Source organism: Mycobacterium sp. 360MFTsu5.1 (assembly GCF_000383495.1).
GTDB classification, from domain to species: Bacteria; Actinomycetota; Actinomycetes; order Mycobacteriales; family Mycobacteriaceae; genus Mycobacterium; species Mycobacterium mucogenicum_B.
Genome location: NZ_KB911463.1, coordinates 152,865 through 168,928, shown reverse-complemented (window position 1 = coordinate 168,928; position 16,064 = coordinate 152,865). Strand labels below are relative to the sequence as shown.

The 16,064-nt window shown below is 66.2% G+C and carries 12 protein-coding genes; 6 read left to right on the top strand and 6 right to left on the bottom strand.

What is annotated here, in order from left to right; all coding sequences use genetic code 11:
- From narH to H289_RS0104360, 4 genes are all read left to right on the top strand, one after another.
- A complete protein-coding gene (gene narH, locus H289_RS0104375; RefSeq protein WP_020099533.1) occupies positions 1 to 1,596 on the top strand; it encodes a nitrate reductase subunit beta in 1,596 nt (531 codons plus the stop codon).
- Positions 1,593 to 2,279, top strand: coding sequence for a nitrate reductase molybdenum cofactor assembly chaperone (narJ, locus tag H289_RS0104370; RefSeq protein ID WP_020099532.1), 687 nt, complete (start codon positions 1,593 to 1,595; stop codon positions 2,277 to 2,279). The genes narH and narJ overlap by 4 nt, the downstream gene beginning before the upstream one ends.
- Positions 2,276 to 3,019 carry a respiratory nitrate reductase subunit gamma gene (narI, locus tag H289_RS0104365; RefSeq protein WP_020099531.1) on the top strand — a complete coding sequence of 248 codons (744 nt, stop codon included), beginning with the start codon at positions 2,276 to 2,278 and terminating at the stop codon, positions 3,017 to 3,019. The genes narJ and narI overlap by 4 nt, the downstream gene beginning before the upstream one ends.
- Positions 3,020 to 3,146: 127 nt before the next feature.
- A complete protein-coding gene (locus tag H289_RS0104360) occupies positions 3,147 to 4,544 on the top strand; it encodes a nitrate/nitrite transporter (RefSeq protein WP_020099530.1) in 1,398 nt (465 codons plus the stop codon).
- Between the two features lie 13 nt (positions 4,545 to 4,557).
- Here the strand turns inward: H289_RS0104360 and H289_RS0104355 are convergent, their stop codons facing one another.
- Positions 4,558 to 5,322: an SDR family oxidoreductase gene (locus H289_RS0104355; protein ID WP_020099529.1), complete on the bottom strand. Its 765-nt coding sequence runs from the start codon at positions 5,320 to 5,322 to the stop codon at positions 4,558 to 4,560.
- A 58-nt stretch (positions 5,323 to 5,380) separates the two neighbouring features.
- On the opposite strand from H289_RS0104355, the gene H289_RS0104350 reads away from it, so the two are divergent.
- Positions 5,381 to 6,295, top strand: a complete 915-nt coding sequence (locus H289_RS0104350) for a LysR substrate-binding domain-containing protein (protein WP_020099528.1) — start codon at positions 5,381 to 5,383, stop codon at positions 6,293 to 6,295.
- A gap of 32 nt (positions 6,296 to 6,327) precedes the next feature.
- Here H289_RS0104350 and H289_RS32220 read toward each other — a convergent pair whose 3' ends face one another.
- From H289_RS32220 to H289_RS0104335, 3 genes are all read right to left on the bottom strand, one after another.
- A complete protein-coding gene (locus H289_RS32220) occupies positions 6,328 to 6,684 on the bottom strand; it encodes a WhiB family transcriptional regulator (RefSeq protein ID WP_404822241.1) in 357 nt (118 codons plus the stop codon).
- Between the two features lie 53 nt (positions 6,685 to 6,737).
- Positions 6,738 to 7,976 (bottom strand): glucose-1-phosphate adenylyltransferase, encoded by a 1,239-nt coding sequence (gene glgC, locus H289_RS0104340; RefSeq protein WP_020099526.1) that lies wholly within the window; start codon positions 7,974 to 7,976, stop codon positions 6,738 to 6,740.
- A 78-nt stretch (positions 7,977 to 8,054) separates the two neighbouring features.
- Positions 8,055 to 8,855: a DeoR/GlpR family DNA-binding transcription regulator gene (locus tag H289_RS0104335; RefSeq protein WP_029104780.1), complete on the bottom strand. Its 801-nt coding sequence runs from the start codon at positions 8,853 to 8,855 to the stop codon at positions 8,055 to 8,057.
- A gap of 125 nt (positions 8,856 to 8,980) precedes the next feature.
- Here H289_RS0104335 and H289_RS0104330 point away from each other — a divergent pair, with 125 nt between their 5' ends.
- Positions 8,981 to 9,457: a hypothetical protein gene (locus H289_RS0104330; protein WP_155944027.1), complete on the top strand. Its 477-nt coding sequence runs from the start codon at positions 8,981 to 8,983 to the stop codon at positions 9,455 to 9,457.
- 48 nt (positions 9,458 to 9,505) lie between these two features.
- Here the strand turns inward: H289_RS0104330 and H289_RS0104325 are convergent, their stop codons facing one another.
- Together H289_RS0104325 and H289_RS0104320 are read right to left on the bottom strand one after the other, a co-directional pair.
- Positions 9,506 to 12,700: an arabinosyltransferase domain-containing protein gene (locus H289_RS0104325; RefSeq protein ID WP_029104779.1), complete on the bottom strand. Its 3,195-nt coding sequence runs from the start codon at positions 12,698 to 12,700 to the stop codon at positions 9,506 to 9,508.
- Positions 12,701 to 12,720: 20 nt separating this feature from the next.
- Positions 12,721 to 15,969 carry an arabinosyltransferase domain-containing protein gene (locus tag H289_RS0104320; protein ID WP_020099522.1) on the bottom strand — a complete coding sequence of 1,083 codons (3,249 nt, stop codon included), beginning with the start codon at positions 15,967 to 15,969 and terminating at the stop codon, positions 12,721 to 12,723.
- Between the last annotated feature and the right edge of the window lie 95 nt (positions 15,970 to 16,064).

Sequence of the window (16,064 nt, the reverse complement as noted above, 5' to 3'; positions counted from 1 at the left end):
ATGGCGCAACTTGCGATGGTGATGAACCTCGACAAGTGCATCGGCTGTCACACCTGCAGCGTCACCTGCAAGCAGGCGTGGACCAACCGCAGTGGTGTCGAGTATGTCTGGTTCAACAACGTGGAAACCCGCCCCGGACAAGGCTATCCGCGGCAGTACCAGGACCAGGAACGCTGGAAGGGCGGCTGGACGCTCAACAAGCGCGGCAAGCTCACGCTGAAATCGGGCTCCCGGTTCAAGCGGCTGCTGAACATCTTCGCCAACCCGGACCTGCCCACGGTCAGTGACTATTACGACCCGTGGACCTACGACTATGACAACCTGCTGTCGTCGCCACTGATGGACACCACGCCCGTGGCGCGGCCCAAGTCGCTGATCACCGGGCAGGACACCAAGGTCACCTGGGGTGCCAACTGGGATGACGACCTCGGCGGCGGACCTGAACAGGTGGGCCGGGATCCGTTGCTGGCCAAGGTCGAAGAGGTCAGCCAGAAGGTCAAGCTCGAATTCGAGCAGACGTTCATGTTCTACCTGCCGCGGATCTGCGAGCACTGCCTGAACCCGGCCTGTGCTGCCGCCTGCCCGTCGGGCGCCATCTACAAACGTGCCGAGGACGGCATCGTCCTGGTCGACCAGGACAAGTGCCGCGGCTGGCGGCAATGCGTCACCGGCTGCCCGTACAAGAAGATCTACTTCAACCACAAGACCGGCAAGGCCGAAAAGTGCACCTTCTGCTACCCGCGCGTCGAGGTCGGCATCCCCACCGTCTGCTCGGAGACGTGTGTGGGCCGGCTGCGCTACATCGGCGTCATGCTGTACGACGCCGACAAGGTGCTCGAGGCGGCCTCGGTCACCGATGACCAGGACCTCTACCCGTCGCAGCTCGGGGTGTTCCTCAACCCGCACGACCCGCGGGTGGTCGCCGAAGCCGAGCGCGCCGGCATCTCGCCCGAATGGATTGAGGCTGCACAGAATTCACCGGTGTACCGGCTGATCGTCGATTACCAGGTGGCGCTGCCGCTGCACCCGGAATACCGCACCATGCCGATGGTCTGGTACGTCCCGCCGCTGTCCCCGGTGGTCGACATCCTCAAGGAGACCGGCCACGACGGTGAGAACAAGAACAACCTGTTCGGGGCCATCGACACGCTGCGCATCCCGATCGAGTACCTCGCCGAGCTCTTCACCGCGGGGGAGGTCGGGCCCGTCCGGGCGGCCTTGCAGCGCTTGGCCGCCATGCGCGCCTACATGCGGTCGGCCAACCTCGGCGAGGAGTTCGACGAGACCATCCCCGAGTCAGTGCGCCTGACCGGCGAGGAGATCGAGTCGATGTACCGGCTGCTGGCCATCGCCAAATACCAAGACCGATACGTCATTCCGAGCGGTGCGGGTTCCGACGCGCACCGACTCGACGCGATCGCGACCGGTTGTAGCCTCGACGGCGATGGTGGCCCGGGAATGACGGCCTTCGACGCCATGGCCGACAAGTTTCACCTCGTCGACACCAACAGCGCTGTGCCGAAGGATGATCCGACGCGGGTCAACCTGCTCAACTGGGACGGTCGCAGTCCCGACGGGCTGGTGCCGACCCGATGAAGCTCTTGTCCCTGGGGCGCCGGACGGCGACCGGTCCGGACCTGACCGATCATCAGCAACGGCTGGTGTGGCGCATCACGGCACTGTTGCTCGACTACCCGACCGCCGAAACATGCGCCCTCACTGACGAACTGGCTGCGGCCGCAGATGAACTACCGGAGCCGATCCGCACTTACGTGACCGACTTCATCCGGTACTTCCGCGAAACCAACGCCACCGATCGCGCCACGCGCTACGTCGAGACGTTCGACATGCGCCGGCGGGCCAGCTTGCATCTGACGTACTACGCCTACGGAGACACCCGTAAGCGCGGTATGGCGCTGTTGCGGTTCAAGCATGCCTACCGGCAGGCGGACATCACCATCGGCGACGAAGAACTGCCCGACTACCTGCCGCTGGTGCTCGAATTCGCCGCCACCGTCGACCAGGCGCGCGGCGAACGCCTGCTGGCCGAGCACGTTCCGGTTCTCGAACTGTTGCGGCTCTCGTTGCAGGACAGCAATTCTCCATACGTCGACCTGCTGGCCGCGGTCCTGGCGACCCTGCCGCCCATCAACACCGCCGATCGTCGGCGCATCACAGAACTCGCTGCCGACGGGCCGCCCGAGGAAGACGTGGGTCTAGACCCGTTCGGCATGGATCCGATGATGATGGATCCCGCCATGACTGGAGGCAGACGATGACCAACCTCTTGTGGATGACGTTGCCGTACATCGCCTTCACGTCGTTCGTTCTGGGCCACATCTGGCGCTACCGGACCGACCAATTCGGCTGGACCACAAGGTCATCGCAGATCTACGAAAGCCGCTTGCTGCGGCTGGGCAGCCCGCTGTTCCACTTCGGCATCCTCGGTGTGCTCGGCGGACACGTTGTCGGCCTGCTGATCCCGGAAGCGTGGACCTCGGCGATCGGCATCTCCGAGCACACCTACCACTTGATCGCGATCGGCATGGGCGCACCGGCCGGGTTCGCGGTGATCGCCGGTGCCGCCATCCTGCTGTACCGCCGGACCACAGTGCCCGCGGTGCGCGCTGCCACCACCAGCAGCGACAAGCTCATGTATCTGCTGCTGGTCGGTGCCCTTGTCACCGGCATGATCAACACCCTGGGCAATGCGGTGTCGGCTTACAACTACCGGGAGACGGTGTCTCCTTGGCTGCGTAGCCTTTTCACCCCGCACCCCATGCCCGAGTTGATGTCGACGGCGCCGCTGTCCTTCCAGGTGCACGTGCTCATCGTGTTGACGTTGTTCGGCATCTGGCCGTACACCCGGCTGGTGCATATGTTCAGCGCCCCGGTCGGCTACCTCGTGCGGCCATATGTCGTCTACCGGAGCCGGGATCCGCAGCGCGCCAGCAACAATCGCTACGCAAAGGCCTGGGTGACGCCGCAGGCGCCGCCGCCGCGCAGCCGTTGGGTCTAGGTCCTACTGCTGTGTCGTTCGGCGTTCGGGACGCCTCACACGATGACCAGCAGGCGGGTGAGTGAATTGTCACTGCCGGGTCATCGCTCGGAGCCTCGAGGAAACATGAAAATTCTATGGTTGCAACATGTTTCGATCACGAACCATCGCCGACTGGGACCCCGAAGACATCGTTGCCTGGGAGGCTGGTAACAAGAATATCGCCCGGCGGAACCTGATCTGGTCGGTGATCGCGGAGCACATCGGGCTGTCGGTCTGGACCATGTGGTCGGTCATGGTGCTGTTCATGCCGCAGTCCGTGTACGGCTTCACCGCCGGGGACAAGTTCCTGCTGGCCGCCACCGCGACGCTCGTCGGCGGCTGCCTGCGCATCCCGTACACCATGGCGACCGCAACCTTCGGTGGCCGTAACTGGACCGTCTTCTCTGCGCTCGTGCTCTTCATTCCGACGCTGGGCAGCATGTGGCTGCTGGCGCGTCCGGGGCTTCCGTTGTGGCCCTACCTGTTGTGTGCGGCACTCGCCGGCCTCGGTGGCGGTAACTTCGCGTCGTCGATGACCAACATCAACGCGTTCTACCCGCAGCGGCTCAAGGGTTGGGCGCTCGGAATCAACGCCGGCGGAGGTAATCTCGGCGTGCCGGCCATCCAGGTGGTGGGCCTGCTGGTGATCGCTGTCGCGGGTAATCGGGCGCCCTACTGGGTGTGCGCGATCTACCTGGTTCTGCTGGCCGTCGCGGCGGTCGGCGCCGCGCTGTTCATGAACAACCTCGCGCAGCATCGAATCGACGCCGGGGCAATGCGTTCCATCCTGACCGTGCCGGACACTTGGAGCGTCGCCTTCCTGTACATCGGGACCTTTGGCTCGTTCATCGGCTTCTCGTTCGCCTTCAGTCAGATTCTGCAGATCAACTTCGTCGCCGGTGGTCAGAGTGCCGCGCAGGCGGCACTGCACGCGGCGCAGATCGCCTTCGTGGGTCCACTGCTGGGCTCGCTGGCCCGGGTCTACGGTGGCAAGCTCGCCGACCGTATCGGCGGGGCCCGCGTGACCATGATGGCCTTCACCGGCATGATTCTCTTTGGCGCGCTGCTGATCTTGGCGTCGACCTATCACGACCACACCGGCGGTGCTGTCGATGCAGCGACCCTGACCTGCTTCATCGTCGGCTTCGTCGCGCTGTTCATCCTGTCGGGGATCGGCAACGGCTCGGTGTACAAGATGATCCCGTCGATCTTCGAGGCCCGCCGCCATTCAGTGGTGGGCAGCGAGACCGACCGGCAGAACTGGTCCCGCGGGATGTCCGGTGCCCTCATCGGCTTCGCCGGTGCCATCGGTGCGCTCGGAGGTGTGGGCATCAACCTGGCGCTGCGGCAGTCCTACCTGTCCAACGGCTCTGCCACTGCGGCGTTCTGGGTCTTTGTCACCTTCTATGTCGCCGCCCTGGCCCTGACCTGGACACGCTACATCCGGACCCCGCTGCCTGTGGTCGCACCCGCCCAGCCGGCCGAAGCGGTCGGCGTGGCCTGAGTCGGCCGTCTGGCTAGTTGCTGTGCGGGTCGGCCGAGTTCAGAACGGCCACCGCATGGTCGTACTCACCGCGCACCTCGGCATAGCGTAAGAACTTGACGTTCTCGACCTGAATCTCATCGGCAGCCGGCTGGTTCTCGAGGATCTCGACGACTTCACTCACGAACTGCTCGAGCGGCATGGCCCACTCGCTGTCGCGCTGCCCGGGGACCAGATCGGTCCGTACCGCGGGCGGCTGGAGTTCCTTGAATTCCACAGATGAACCGGCGAATTGCAGCCGTAGTGTCTCGGTCAGCAGGTGGACGGCAGCCTTGGAAGCGTTGTAGCTCGGAGTCACCTTGAGCGGGGTGAATCCCAGGCCTGATGACACGGTGATGACGGTGGCAGCGGGTTGGGTCTGCAGATGTTCGATGAATGCGGCGATGAGCCGGATCGTGCCCAGCACGTTGGTGGTGATGGTGGATTCTGCCGCGGCCAGGAAGCCCTGCGGAGCGTGCCAGTCTTCGATCTTCATCACCCCGGCCATGGTGATCACCACGTTCAGATCGGGATGCTCGGCCAGCACCTGCGCTGCGGCGGCCTGGATGCTGTCGGCGTCCGCGGTGTCGATACGGACGGCGTCGATCCCGGGATGTTCGGCGGTGATCTGTTGTAGCAACTGATCGCGACGGCCACCGATGATGACCTTATTTCCTTTGTCCTGCAGTGCGATTGCCAGTGCGAGGCCGATGCCGCTCGTAGCTCCCGGGATGAAAATGGTGTTGCCGGAGATCTTCATGGTTTCAAGCCTGCTCGCGCGCTGAGCATTTGTCACATGCATATTTAGGATGTCACATATGCTTACCACGCATATCGAGCGCGCAGATCTGAATCTGCTGACGCCGTTGGTCGCACTGCTCGAGGAACGACAGGTGTCGCGCGCAGCGTCCCGAGTCGGGCTGAGTCAACCCGCCATGAGCCGTGCCTTGCAGCGCCTGCGCAGACTGCTCGATGACCCGCTGCTGGTTCGTGATCCAGAAGGATTCCGACTATCGGCCCGCGCCGAGGACATTCATCGTCAGCTCGCCACGCTGATACCGCTGCTCGAAAACCTTCTGTCGCCTGCGGAGTTCGATCCTCGCGCATCGACGCAGCCTGTCAATGTTGCCGGGAGTGACTACGCTGTCCACACTTACGGTCCCGCCATTGCTCGGCTGATCCGGTCGCAGTCGCCTGACACGGCGGTACGTTTCCGCAGTTGGCGCCCCGATGGGATCGAGGATCAGATCCGCCGTGGCGCGGTCGATCTGGGCCTCTACGGGGGTCACACGCCGGATGACCTGAACGCCACGCAGCTCATCACCGAGCAGTTCAAGTGTGTTGTCTCAGAAGGGCATCCACTGGCCACGCGAGGCTCGGTAACCCTCGAGGATTATCTTGAATGCAGTCATGTGGTCGTGGATGTGGCGGATGGGAAGCAGCCTGATATCGACTACCGCCTCGCGGAGCTGGGCAGGGCCCGCCGGGCGGTGGTCACGGTGCCGTATCACACCGCGACGCTTCCGATGCTTCATGGAACCGATTTGGTGGCAACACTTCCCGGTCGATTCATCGACGCTTGGATCGCCGGCTCAGAACTACGCTTGTTGCCCGCGCCGGCCGAGATCGCGACGATGCCCTACCGGATGATCTGGCATCCTGCGTTCGAACTCGATCGTCGCCACCAATGGCTGCGGGAGTGCGTGCGCAGGGCCGTCATCGACCACGAGTGACGTCAGTGTTTCCCGGCGGTGTGGCGCAATTGCTATTCGCCGCTCGCAGCAGCCAGTTCGGCCCGCCGGGCCTCCCGGCGCTTCGATGTACTCAGGTTCCCGGCCGCGCGCGGATCTGAAATGCCCAGTGCGGAAAGACGTTCGGATTCAGATACCCCACCCCAGATGCCGTACGGCTCGCCGGACAGCAGCGCAAAGGCGGCGCACGGGGCCTTCACCGGGCATTGGCGACAGATCTCTTTGGCGCGTTGTTCACGCTGTCTACGCGCCCGGCCCCGTTCGTTGTCGGGGTGAAAGAAGATGCTGGAATCCATTGAACGGCAACGGGCAGACTCCTGCCATTCCCATTCGTCGGCCACCGGCCGGATCGCCGGTGCGGGCAGTGGCAACGCGGTTCGCTTCCCGATCATGTTCTACCTCGTGCTTCCTACTCGGTTGTTGGTCACTCGGTGACCCGTTGGCCTTTACCGACGACCGTCACCCCGCCGTCCGAGATGACGAAGCCGCGTGCCCGGTCGTGCTCTTTGTCGACGCCGACCTGGGCGCCGGGCGGAATCACGACGTTCTTGTCGACAATGGCGTTGCGTACCAGGGCATGTGCGCCGATCACGGTGTTGTCCAAGATCACCGAGCGGTCCACCGTGGCGTGCTCCTCGACGCGAACACCAGGTGATAGGACCGATTCGCGGACCAGCGCGCCGGAGATGATCACGCCGTTGGAGATGACGCTGTTGACGGCGCGGCCGACCCGGTCGCCGTCGTCGTGGACGAACTTCGCCGGCGGGTGGGGCGGAATGTGCGTGAGGATGGGCCACGCGCTGTTGTACAAGTCGAAAGCCGGGACCACGGCGCACAGGTCCATGTGGGAGTCGTAGTAGGAGTCCAGCGTTCCGACGTCGCGCCAGTAACCACTGTTCTCGGCATGGGAGCCTGGGACTTTGTTGCTCTGAAAGTCGTAGACCTGGGCGCGGCCCTGTTCGACCATCAGCGGCATGATGTCGCCACCCATGTCGTGCTTGCTGAACTCGTCGGCGGCGTCAGCGTGTAGCGCATCGATGAGCACCTCGGTCGAGAAGACATAGTTGCCCATCGAGACGAACGATTCGTCGGGAGCGTCGGGTAGGCCGGGCGGGTCGGCCGGCTTCTCCAGGAACGCCTCGACCTGGCGTCCGTCGGCTGCGGTCTTGATCACGCCGAAGGCGCTCGCCTCGCCACGCGGCACCCGGATCCCGGCGACGGTGGCGCCGGCGCCACCGTCGATGTGCTGCTTGATCATCTGCCGCGGGTCCATGCGGTACACGTGATCGGCGCCGAAAACCACAACCAGATCGGGCTTTTCGTCGTGAATGAGGTTCAGCGACTGGTGGATGGCGTTGGCTGAGCCGGTGTACCACTGCGGCCCCAGTCGCTGCTGGGCGGGCACCGGGGTGACGTAGTTGCCGAGCAGGCTGCTCATCCGCCACGTCGTGGTGATGTGGCGATCGAGGCTGTGGCTCTTGTACTGCGTGAGGACCGCGATCCGCAGCACTCCGGCGTTCACCAGATTCGACAAGGCGAAGTCGACCAATCGGTACAGCCCGGCGAACGGCACCGCGGGCTTGGCCCGGTCGAGTGTCAGTGGGGACAGTCGCTTGCCCTCGCCTCCGGCCAGGACCAGACCGAGGATTTTCGGATCGGCCATGTGGATTCTCCTTCTGGGCAGCGGGCGACGGCTGGTGAACTTATGGATGGGCGAAAGTTGTTGCGCTATCGGCAGATATCACGCCTGCTCCACGGTCACTCCGGCGGCGGCGAGCTCGGAGAGTTGCCGGTTGTCGACGCCGGTGTCGGTGATCAGCAGATGGATGTCATCCAGCCGGCCGTACTGGGCGCCGCTGATGGCCCCGAACTTGCTGTGGTCGGCGAGCAGGATGCGACGGTGCGCGCACGCGAGCATGCGCCGCTTCACGGCGGCTTCGGACGGGGCGGGGGTGGTGAGCCCGCGGTCGATGCTGACACCGTTGGCGCCCAGGAAGGCGACGTCGACGTTGATCTCGACGAGCGCGCGGACAGCCCAATCATCCACTTCGGCAAAGGTTTTCGACCGGACCCGGCCGCCCAGAGTGTAGACCGTCAGCAGTGGTCGGTTGAGCAGGGTCAGTGCCTGCGTCAACGAGTTCGTGTACACGGTGAGTTCGCGGTCGCCGGGAAACTGCTCGACCAGCTGCGCGGTGGTGGACCCGGCGTCGATCAGAACCGACCCACGTTCCGGAAGATGTGCCAGCGCGGCCTTGGCGATGCGGGCCTTTTCGGAGAGGAACTCGGTCCGGGTCTCGACGGCAGGCTCGTAGGAGAGGTAGTCGACGCGCACTGCGCCACCGTGCACCCGCCGCAACAAGCCTTGGCGCTCCAGGAGGATGAGGTCCTTGCGGATGGTCTCGCCCGTCACGCCGAGGTCAGCCGCCGTCCGGGCGGCGTCGATTCGACCATCGCGGCGAAGCATCTCGAGTAATTGCTGTTTGCGCTGGTCGGCATAGAGAGCGCCCGCGGCATCGCGGGACGCGGGTCCTGTGAATGCCACGACACCTCCCTTGGTATGTGATCCGCACCACTTGGATTTGATTGCTAATGATTGTGTTTTATTGGGAATCTGTCAAGGGCGCTTGCCGTCGCCTTCGTCATGGCGCCTGCCCTAGCGTGGAGACGGTGAACAGACGCGCAGGCCCCGCAGTGATCTGCGCGGCCGTGACGGTCGGCCTGGTCGGCTGCGGCATCGGGTCCATCAAGGGAACGCCGGTCACCGCTGAGTTCGTGCAACCGCCCGCACAGCTCGATGTCAGCCCAGCGTGCGCCAATGCGCCGGTGACAGTGGAGCAGTTCATCGGCAGCTGGATGACGGGCAGCAGCGGCGTCGTCGGCTTCGGTAGCGACGGCTCGGCCGTAGTGCAGGAACGGGCGGTGGGCCGGCGGGGAACCTGGAGCTACCAGCCGCGCGTGCCCGGTGGTCCGTGCTTGTTGCGGATGCGGTGGACGGTGGGCTTCGTGGCGGGCAGGTCAGACAAGCCCATCGAGCCGCCGTCGGAGTGGGTGCTGCAACCAGTGTCGGTGACGCCGACGGCGTTCACGCTCAAGTCGGTCGACAAGGCCGGTGAGCCTGACACCCACTGGTGGCGCGGGAAATGACCCTGAACGCCGAATGGCCTGGTGTCCCAGGCCATTCGGCGCAGTGAGCTAGGGCTTGATCCGCATCTTCCCCGGCGACCACAGCCCGCTGTGGACGGCGGTGCCCAGGTCCAGCTCGGCCGTCGTCGCATCCACGACGGTCGTGAATTGGCGCAGCGAGCCCCAGTCCCGGCCCCAGTCGTCGGACAGGTACGTCGACATCACGTGGGCCTTCAGCAGTACGTCGGTGATGCCCAGCAGGCCGCCGTTGATGCCGTCCTGCCAGGTGTCGGTGTCCTGCTTCTTGGCGGTGTAGTCCGGCGTGATGCGGAACTTCGGCACCTCGGTCACACCGTTGCGCACCAGCATCGGCTGCTGGCACGGGAACGCCAGGCCGACGGCCCAGTCCATCAGCACCGGCTGCGTCTTGCCGACGAATTCCTGGATGGTCTTGACCTCCGGTACGCGCGGCGGGGTGACGGCGATCCAGTCACCCTCGTTGAGCGAAAGGTTCACCGCCACAACGCGAACGTAGGTGGCGTCGGCCGGAATCTCGCGACGGTCGAAGCGCAGGTTGCGCCACGACGGCGTGGGGCCGATGTCGTAGGGCACGACGCGTCCGCCCGCGACGGGGCGACCGTCCGGGCCGGTGCGGCCGTACTCCAGCTCGACGGTCTGGCCCTCGGTGCGGCCCTTGAGCGAGCTGTAGCCGGTGATGGTCCCGGCGGCCGTGACGACGACCAGCGGATGCGCGGCATCAGCGGCGGGCAGCCCGTACCAGGCCGACGTCAGCTTGGCCTGCGAGTGCGGGCCGGTGGTGTACGTCCCGGCGACCGGCACCCGCGCGGGGTCGAGGCCGTAGGGTAACGGCACCGTCGACCCGTTGATGCCCGGCGTCTTGAGCTTCGCCGCGGCGTCCCAGTCCGCGTCGGTGCCCGACACCGGGAAGTCGAGCCGAATCGCCTCGGCGACAATGCGATCCGGGACTCCGTTGGGGGTGAAGCCGACCGGCTCGACGCCGCCCAGCGCGCCCAGCGGCCCGTAATCGCCCGCCTGCGGGGTCAGGAAGCCGGCGTTCGAATCGGGCTCGACGAGCACGTTGTCGGCCAGTCCGCAGCCGCCCTTGAGCGCGCGCAGGTTGCTCGCCAGGTTCGAGTACGTCGGGTATTCGCGCACCGCACCGATCGCCATGGATGCCACGCACACCACGACCATGAACGCGGCGGCCAGGGGAATCGGGGCCGCTGTGACCAGTCGGGTGAGGCGTCCTTCGGGGCGATCGCTGTTGAAGTGCAGCCAGAACGCCCACACCGCGGTGATGACGAACAGCGTCAAAAAGATTGTGCTGAGCTTGATTCCGCCGACGGCGACCATGTCGTTGTTGAACGGCACGCCGTAACTGGACACGTACCACCAGCCGTTGGTGGTGGCCGAAACCAACGCGAGCAGGAACAGCACCGCCGAGGTGACGGCCATGCGGTTGCGCGCCGACTTCAGTACCGACCGCGACACGAGCACGGTGGCCACCGCGGCCATCGCGGCGCCCACGGCCGCGAACAGGCCGAAGTGGTGCACCCACTTGGTCGGGGTGAACATCAGGCAGAACATGGTGGCGAAGATGATGCCCATCAGGCGCCACACCGGCCCGCGGGCGATGCCCGGAACCCGCTTGCGCCGCAGGATCATGAACATCGACGTGAACAGGCTCAGCGCCGTCAGCAGGAAGCCGAAGCGCCGGGTCATCGAGCCGTCTACCGTCGGCAGGAACAGGTAGTAGTACCGGAGGTTCTCGGTGTACCAGGCCTGGCTCGGGCCGATCGCGGTGCGAATCCTGGTGGCCTCCAACACACCTGCTGCGGTCTGGTTGACGAACACCACGGTGAGGACGACGAAACCGGCGGCCAGCAGCGGGAGGACCAACGGCCAGGTGCCCACCTCGCGGCGCCGCTTCACCAGGATGCGCAGGATCGGGCGACCACCGGCGAGCAGCGCTGCCACGGCGATCAGGCCGGTCGGCTGGATCCCGAGGGTGAACGCCGCACTGATGATGGCGAGCGCCGCCGGGGTCAGCCGGCTGGTGCCGATGGCGCGTTCGATCAGGACGTAGGTGATCAGGGCGCCGGTGGCGATCTGGCCTTCGGGGCGCAGGCCGTTGTCGAACGGCATCCAGGCGGCCATCAGGACCAGGCCCGCGGCCCACATGGCGGACTTGCTGCCGGCCACTGCGGGTCCGAGACGGGGCAGCACCTCGCGCGACAGCAGCAGCCAGCAGATCAGCGCACAGATCAAGTCCGGCAAGCGGATCCAGATGCTGGCGTCGCTGACGTGCGTCATCAGGGCCAGCACGTTGTAATACCAGCCGAACGGATCCTCGGGGCTGCCGAACCAACGGAAGTAGTTGATCATGTACTGGGCGTGCGGCGCGACGCGCGCCATGCCCAGGATGTAGCCGTCGTCAGATGAACCGGCGCCCAACACATGCCAGAGCAGGAACCCGCCGACCACGACGCCGTCGACCGTCGTGAACTTTCGCCAGCGCGACGGGATCAGCCGCTGCATGCGGCGCCCATCCATCCGGTCCAGCCGCCAAAGGGCCAGCAGCGCAACGATGGTCGCCGCGATGCCGCCGAACATGGCGGTGTACTTGATGACGGTCGGCCGGTTGATGAACCGGGTGTCGATGGTCGCGGACACCGAAAGCCCCTGCGGAGCAGCGCCCTTCAGGTCGGTGAAGATGCCGACGACGGTAGGCCGCAGGTTCGGGTCGGCGAAACCGGTGCGCAGTTCCTTGCCGTCGGTACCGGTCAGCCCGACGAACGTCGCGAACGTCCCGTTCTTGTCGGAGATGATCTCGATGCGCGAACAACCTGGATTACCAATGGCTTTCAGCCGTGGGACGCTGGCGATCACCACGTTGCGGTCGGTGATGTCGACGCGGCTGCTGGACACGTTGACCAGCAGGCCGTTCAGCGCGGCCTGCTTGCCGTCCTTGGGCACGGTGCCGAACACCAGCCCGCCCGAGGGTGGCAGCGTCCGGAGTACGTCGCACGGGATCGTCGCCTTCATCGTGACCGGCGTCTGCGAGATCAGCGGCGCCGTCACGTTGCCGAACTGGCCCTGCTGCGGCCAGTTCAGCTGCGCGGTCGTCTGCACCACCGGCAGCAGCGGCGTCAGCGCCGACAGCACGAAGCCGACCAGGCCCGCGACGATGGCCACCCACCGGGTGACCTTGACTTGCTGTGCGTTCATTCCCGTCCCGGTCATAGGAAGACCCTGATCGGGCTTCATGGCAGGGCCCTAATCGGGCCGCGGCGGCTCCAGCCGTTGACGGTCATGGTGCCTTGGTCAATCGCTGCGGGCGGCGCCACTGACGGCGGCACCACCGGGTCGTACCGTTCGATCGAGCCCCAATCTCGGTACCAGTCGTTGCGCAGGTACGTCGGGATGGTCGACGTCCGCAGCAGCGCCTGGATGAACAGGAACGGTCCACCCTTCTGCGCGGACTGCCACATGTTGGACGACACCACGACCTGCTTGGTGTTGGGCAGGATGCGGTACTGCGGCAGCTCCGCCACACCGAGATGCTCGGAGAACGGGCGCTGGCAGGGGAAGTTCGCGGCGGTGGCGATGTCCATCAGGATCGGCGTCTGCGACCCCAGGAACTGCTGCGCGGTCTGCAGCGTCGGCACCCGCGGCGGCGTGAACCCGAACCACTGGTCTTCCGAAAGGTTCGGATCATCGGCGACGATGCGGGCGACGTTGGCCTCCGGCGGTGCCCACGCGAGCGGGAATCGCAGGTTGCGCCAGGCATATTGGGCGAAGGTGTCGATCGGCTGCACCTCGGCGAGGGCCTGGTAGCTGCCGTCCGGCCGGTGCACGCCCCACTGCAGCTTGAGCGACTGGCCGTAGTGGAACTCGTGCTCTTCGTCGTAGTACCAGATGGCGCCGGCAGCGGCGACGGTGACGAGCGGCCGGTCCGCGCTGCGCGGCGGCAGCTGGTACCAGGCGGAGGTGGCCTTGGCGGCGACGCCGTTCTCCTTGAAGCTGCCCATCACCGGGGTGCGGGCCGGGTCCAGGCCGAACGGCAGGAACACGTTGGAGCCGTTGACGCCCGTCGGGCCGTAGCCGCCGCCGGTGCCGGCCGCGAAGGCGACGCCGACGTTGGGCTTGTTGGGCGACCCGTCGGAGTTGACGGTGCCGGGGTTCGCGACGACCGGGTGCGGCGGCGCGAGCGAGTCACTGATCCCGTTCGGCGTGAAGCCGACCGGGTTCTCGCCGCCCAGCGGTCCGTACTTGCCCCAGGTCTGGCCGGGCACGGGCTGCAGCGTGCCGGCATTGGTGTCGGCTTCGACCAGCACGTCGTTGGCCATGGCGCAGCTCTTGTCGGACAACCCGAGCGCGTCCAGGTTGGCCCGTGCGGTCGTGTACTGCGGGTAGCGCTGTACGAAGCCCTTGGCCATCGAGCCGACCTCGAGCACGACCATGATCACCGCGACGATCAGCAGCGGCGTCGACGCCAGCGCCCGGTTGCGGCGGGTCTCGGCGACCTCGGTGTGCCCGGCATAGTCGATGCGGAAGTGCAGCCAGCCGGCGAGCAGCGCGGAGATGATCGCCAGAACCAAAAACATCGAGGTGACGGGGTGGCCGGCCAGGACGGGTTGCCGGTCGAACCACGGCACGCCGTAGTTCCCGGTGTAGAACCAGCCGTTGATGCCGGACGTCGCCCACGCCAGCACGAACAGCAGCGCCGTCACGTACAGCGCGAGGTTCCGTCGGCTGTGCAGCCCGACGGTCGCGAACGCGAAGGCGATGATCGCGCCGAACGCGCCCGAGAGGCCCGCGAACGCACCGAACTGCACGGCCCACTTGGTCGGGGTGAAGTGCAGGAGCAGCAGGCCGAGCATGGTGCTGCCGAGCAGGCGCCACACCGGCCCGCTGGCCAGTCCGGGGACGCGGCCCTTGCGCAGCAGCAGGGCCAGCGTGGCGAACAGGCACAGCAGCAGGATCAGCACCGAGAACCGGCGGGTCATGGAGCTGTCGACGCTGTCCTCGACGGTGAGGAAGTAGTAGCGCAGGAATTCCTGATACCAGGAGATGGTCGGGCCGACGGTGTACTTGATGCGCGCCGATTCGGCCACGGTCGCGAGCGTCTGGTTCCGGAAGATCACCGTCAGGATCAGCGACGCCGACGCGGCCAGCGTCGCGATGGGCGCCAGCAGGCCCGTCCCGGCCCGGCGGCTGCGGACCGTGCGGACCAGGGCGCGGGCGCCGACGAGCAGCGGGGCCAGCGCGATGAGGCCCTGCGGCGCCGTCGTCGCGGTGAACGCCGCCACGATGATCGCCACGGCCGCGGGCGCCAGGCGCCGGGTGGCGATGGCGTATTCGATGAGCACCCAGGTCGCGATCACGCCGAAGGCGATCAGCGGCTCGGGGCGCAGGCCGTTGTTGAACGGGTACCAGGCCGCGAGGAATGTTGCAGCAGACGTCCATACCGCGATGGCGTTGGACGACGCCCCGCGGGCGCCGGGGCCGAGCCGCGGCAGCACCCAGCGGGACAGCAGCGTCCAGGTCGCGATGCCGGCCAGCAGCGCGGGCAGCCGCATCCACACGCCGGCGGTGCTGATGCCGGCCATATGCGCGAGCACCGACTGGTACCAGTCGAACGGCGCCTCGGAGGTGCCGAAGTACCTGTAGTAGTTGGCGACGTAACCGGCCTGGCTGGAGACCCGCGCGATGGTCAGGTTGTAGCCGTCGTCGGAGGAGATGGCGCCGATCAGGTGCCAGCCGGCGAGGCCGGCGAACACCGCGATGTCCGCGAGCCAGTGCCAGCGGTTGACCTTCCAGAAGCGCTGCCAGCCGTCGTGCACGCGGCGGCCGTCCAGGCGGTCCAGCAGTGCCAGCGTGGCGATCGAGACCAGCGTCAGCAGCACGCCGAGCGCCATGGCGGCCGACTTCACGAACGTCGGGACCACGATGAACCGGGTGTCGACGTCGACGCGCGCGGACAAGCCGGGCTGTGCGGGCACCTTGAGGCCGGTGAAGATGCCGGCCACCTGAGGCTTCTTCTCCACGCTGCCGGTGCCTGCGGCTCCGGGCAGGCCGATGAAGTCGGCGCCGACACCGCCGTTGGTCGCCCAGAGGTGCAGATTGCTGCACTTGCCGATGTCGGCGCGCTTGGCGACCGCGGCGACGGTGTCACGGAAAGCGACGACGACATCGGTGGCGTTGGCCCGCACGAACAGGCCGTTGCGGCTGGCGTCGATGCCGTCGGGCGGGATCGTCGAGAACACCAGACCACCGGCCGCCGGCAGGGTGGCGATGGCCGAGCACGGGATGGAGACATCCAGCGCCAGCGGCGCGCCCGACACGAGCGGGGCGGTGAGGTCAGAGACGTTTCCGCTGGCACCGGGGGCCTGGGGCCACAAGATGGTCGCGGTCGTCTGCTTGACGGGCAGCAGTGGGGTCAGCGCGCAGAGCAGCAGACCGGCAAGGCCCGCGATGATCGCGACGAGACGGGCAGTCCTGGCAGGCACGAGGCTCAAGACTAGGCGACAGTTATATGTGGCCTGGGCCACTGACAGGGAATGTCGAGGTAGTTGGCCGGAATGTGACCCTGACTCTTGCTTAC

Bases quoted from the DNA above. Each gene is read 5' to 3' on its own strand.
- narH (WP_020099533.1), top strand. From the start codon at position 1: ATGGCGCAACTTGCGATGGTGATGAACCTCGACAAGTGCATCGGCTGT.
- narJ (WP_020099532.1), top strand. From the start codon at position 1,593: ATGAAGCTCTTGTCCCTGGGGCGCCGGACGGCGACCGGTCCGGACCTG.
- narI (WP_020099531.1), top strand. From the start codon at position 2,276: ATGACCAACCTCTTGTGGATGACGTTGCCGTACATCGCCTTCACGTCG.
- H289_RS0104360 (WP_020099530.1), top strand. From the start codon at position 3,147: ATGTTTCGATCACGAACCATCGCCGACTGGGACCCCGAAGACATCGTT.
- H289_RS0104355 (WP_020099529.1), bottom strand. From the start codon at position 5,322: ATGAAGATCTCCGGCAACACCATTTTCATCCCGGGAGCTACGAGCGGC.
- H289_RS0104350 (WP_020099528.1), top strand. From the start codon at position 5,381: ATGCTTACCACGCATATCGAGCGCGCAGATCTGAATCTGCTGACGCCG.
- glgC (WP_020099526.1), bottom strand. From the start codon at position 7,976: ATGGCCGATCCGAAAATCCTCGGTCTGGTCCTGGCCGGAGGCGAGGGC.
- H289_RS0104325 (WP_029104779.1), bottom strand. From the start codon at position 12,700: ATGACCGGGACGGGAATGAACGCACAGCAAGTCAAGGTCACCCGGTGG.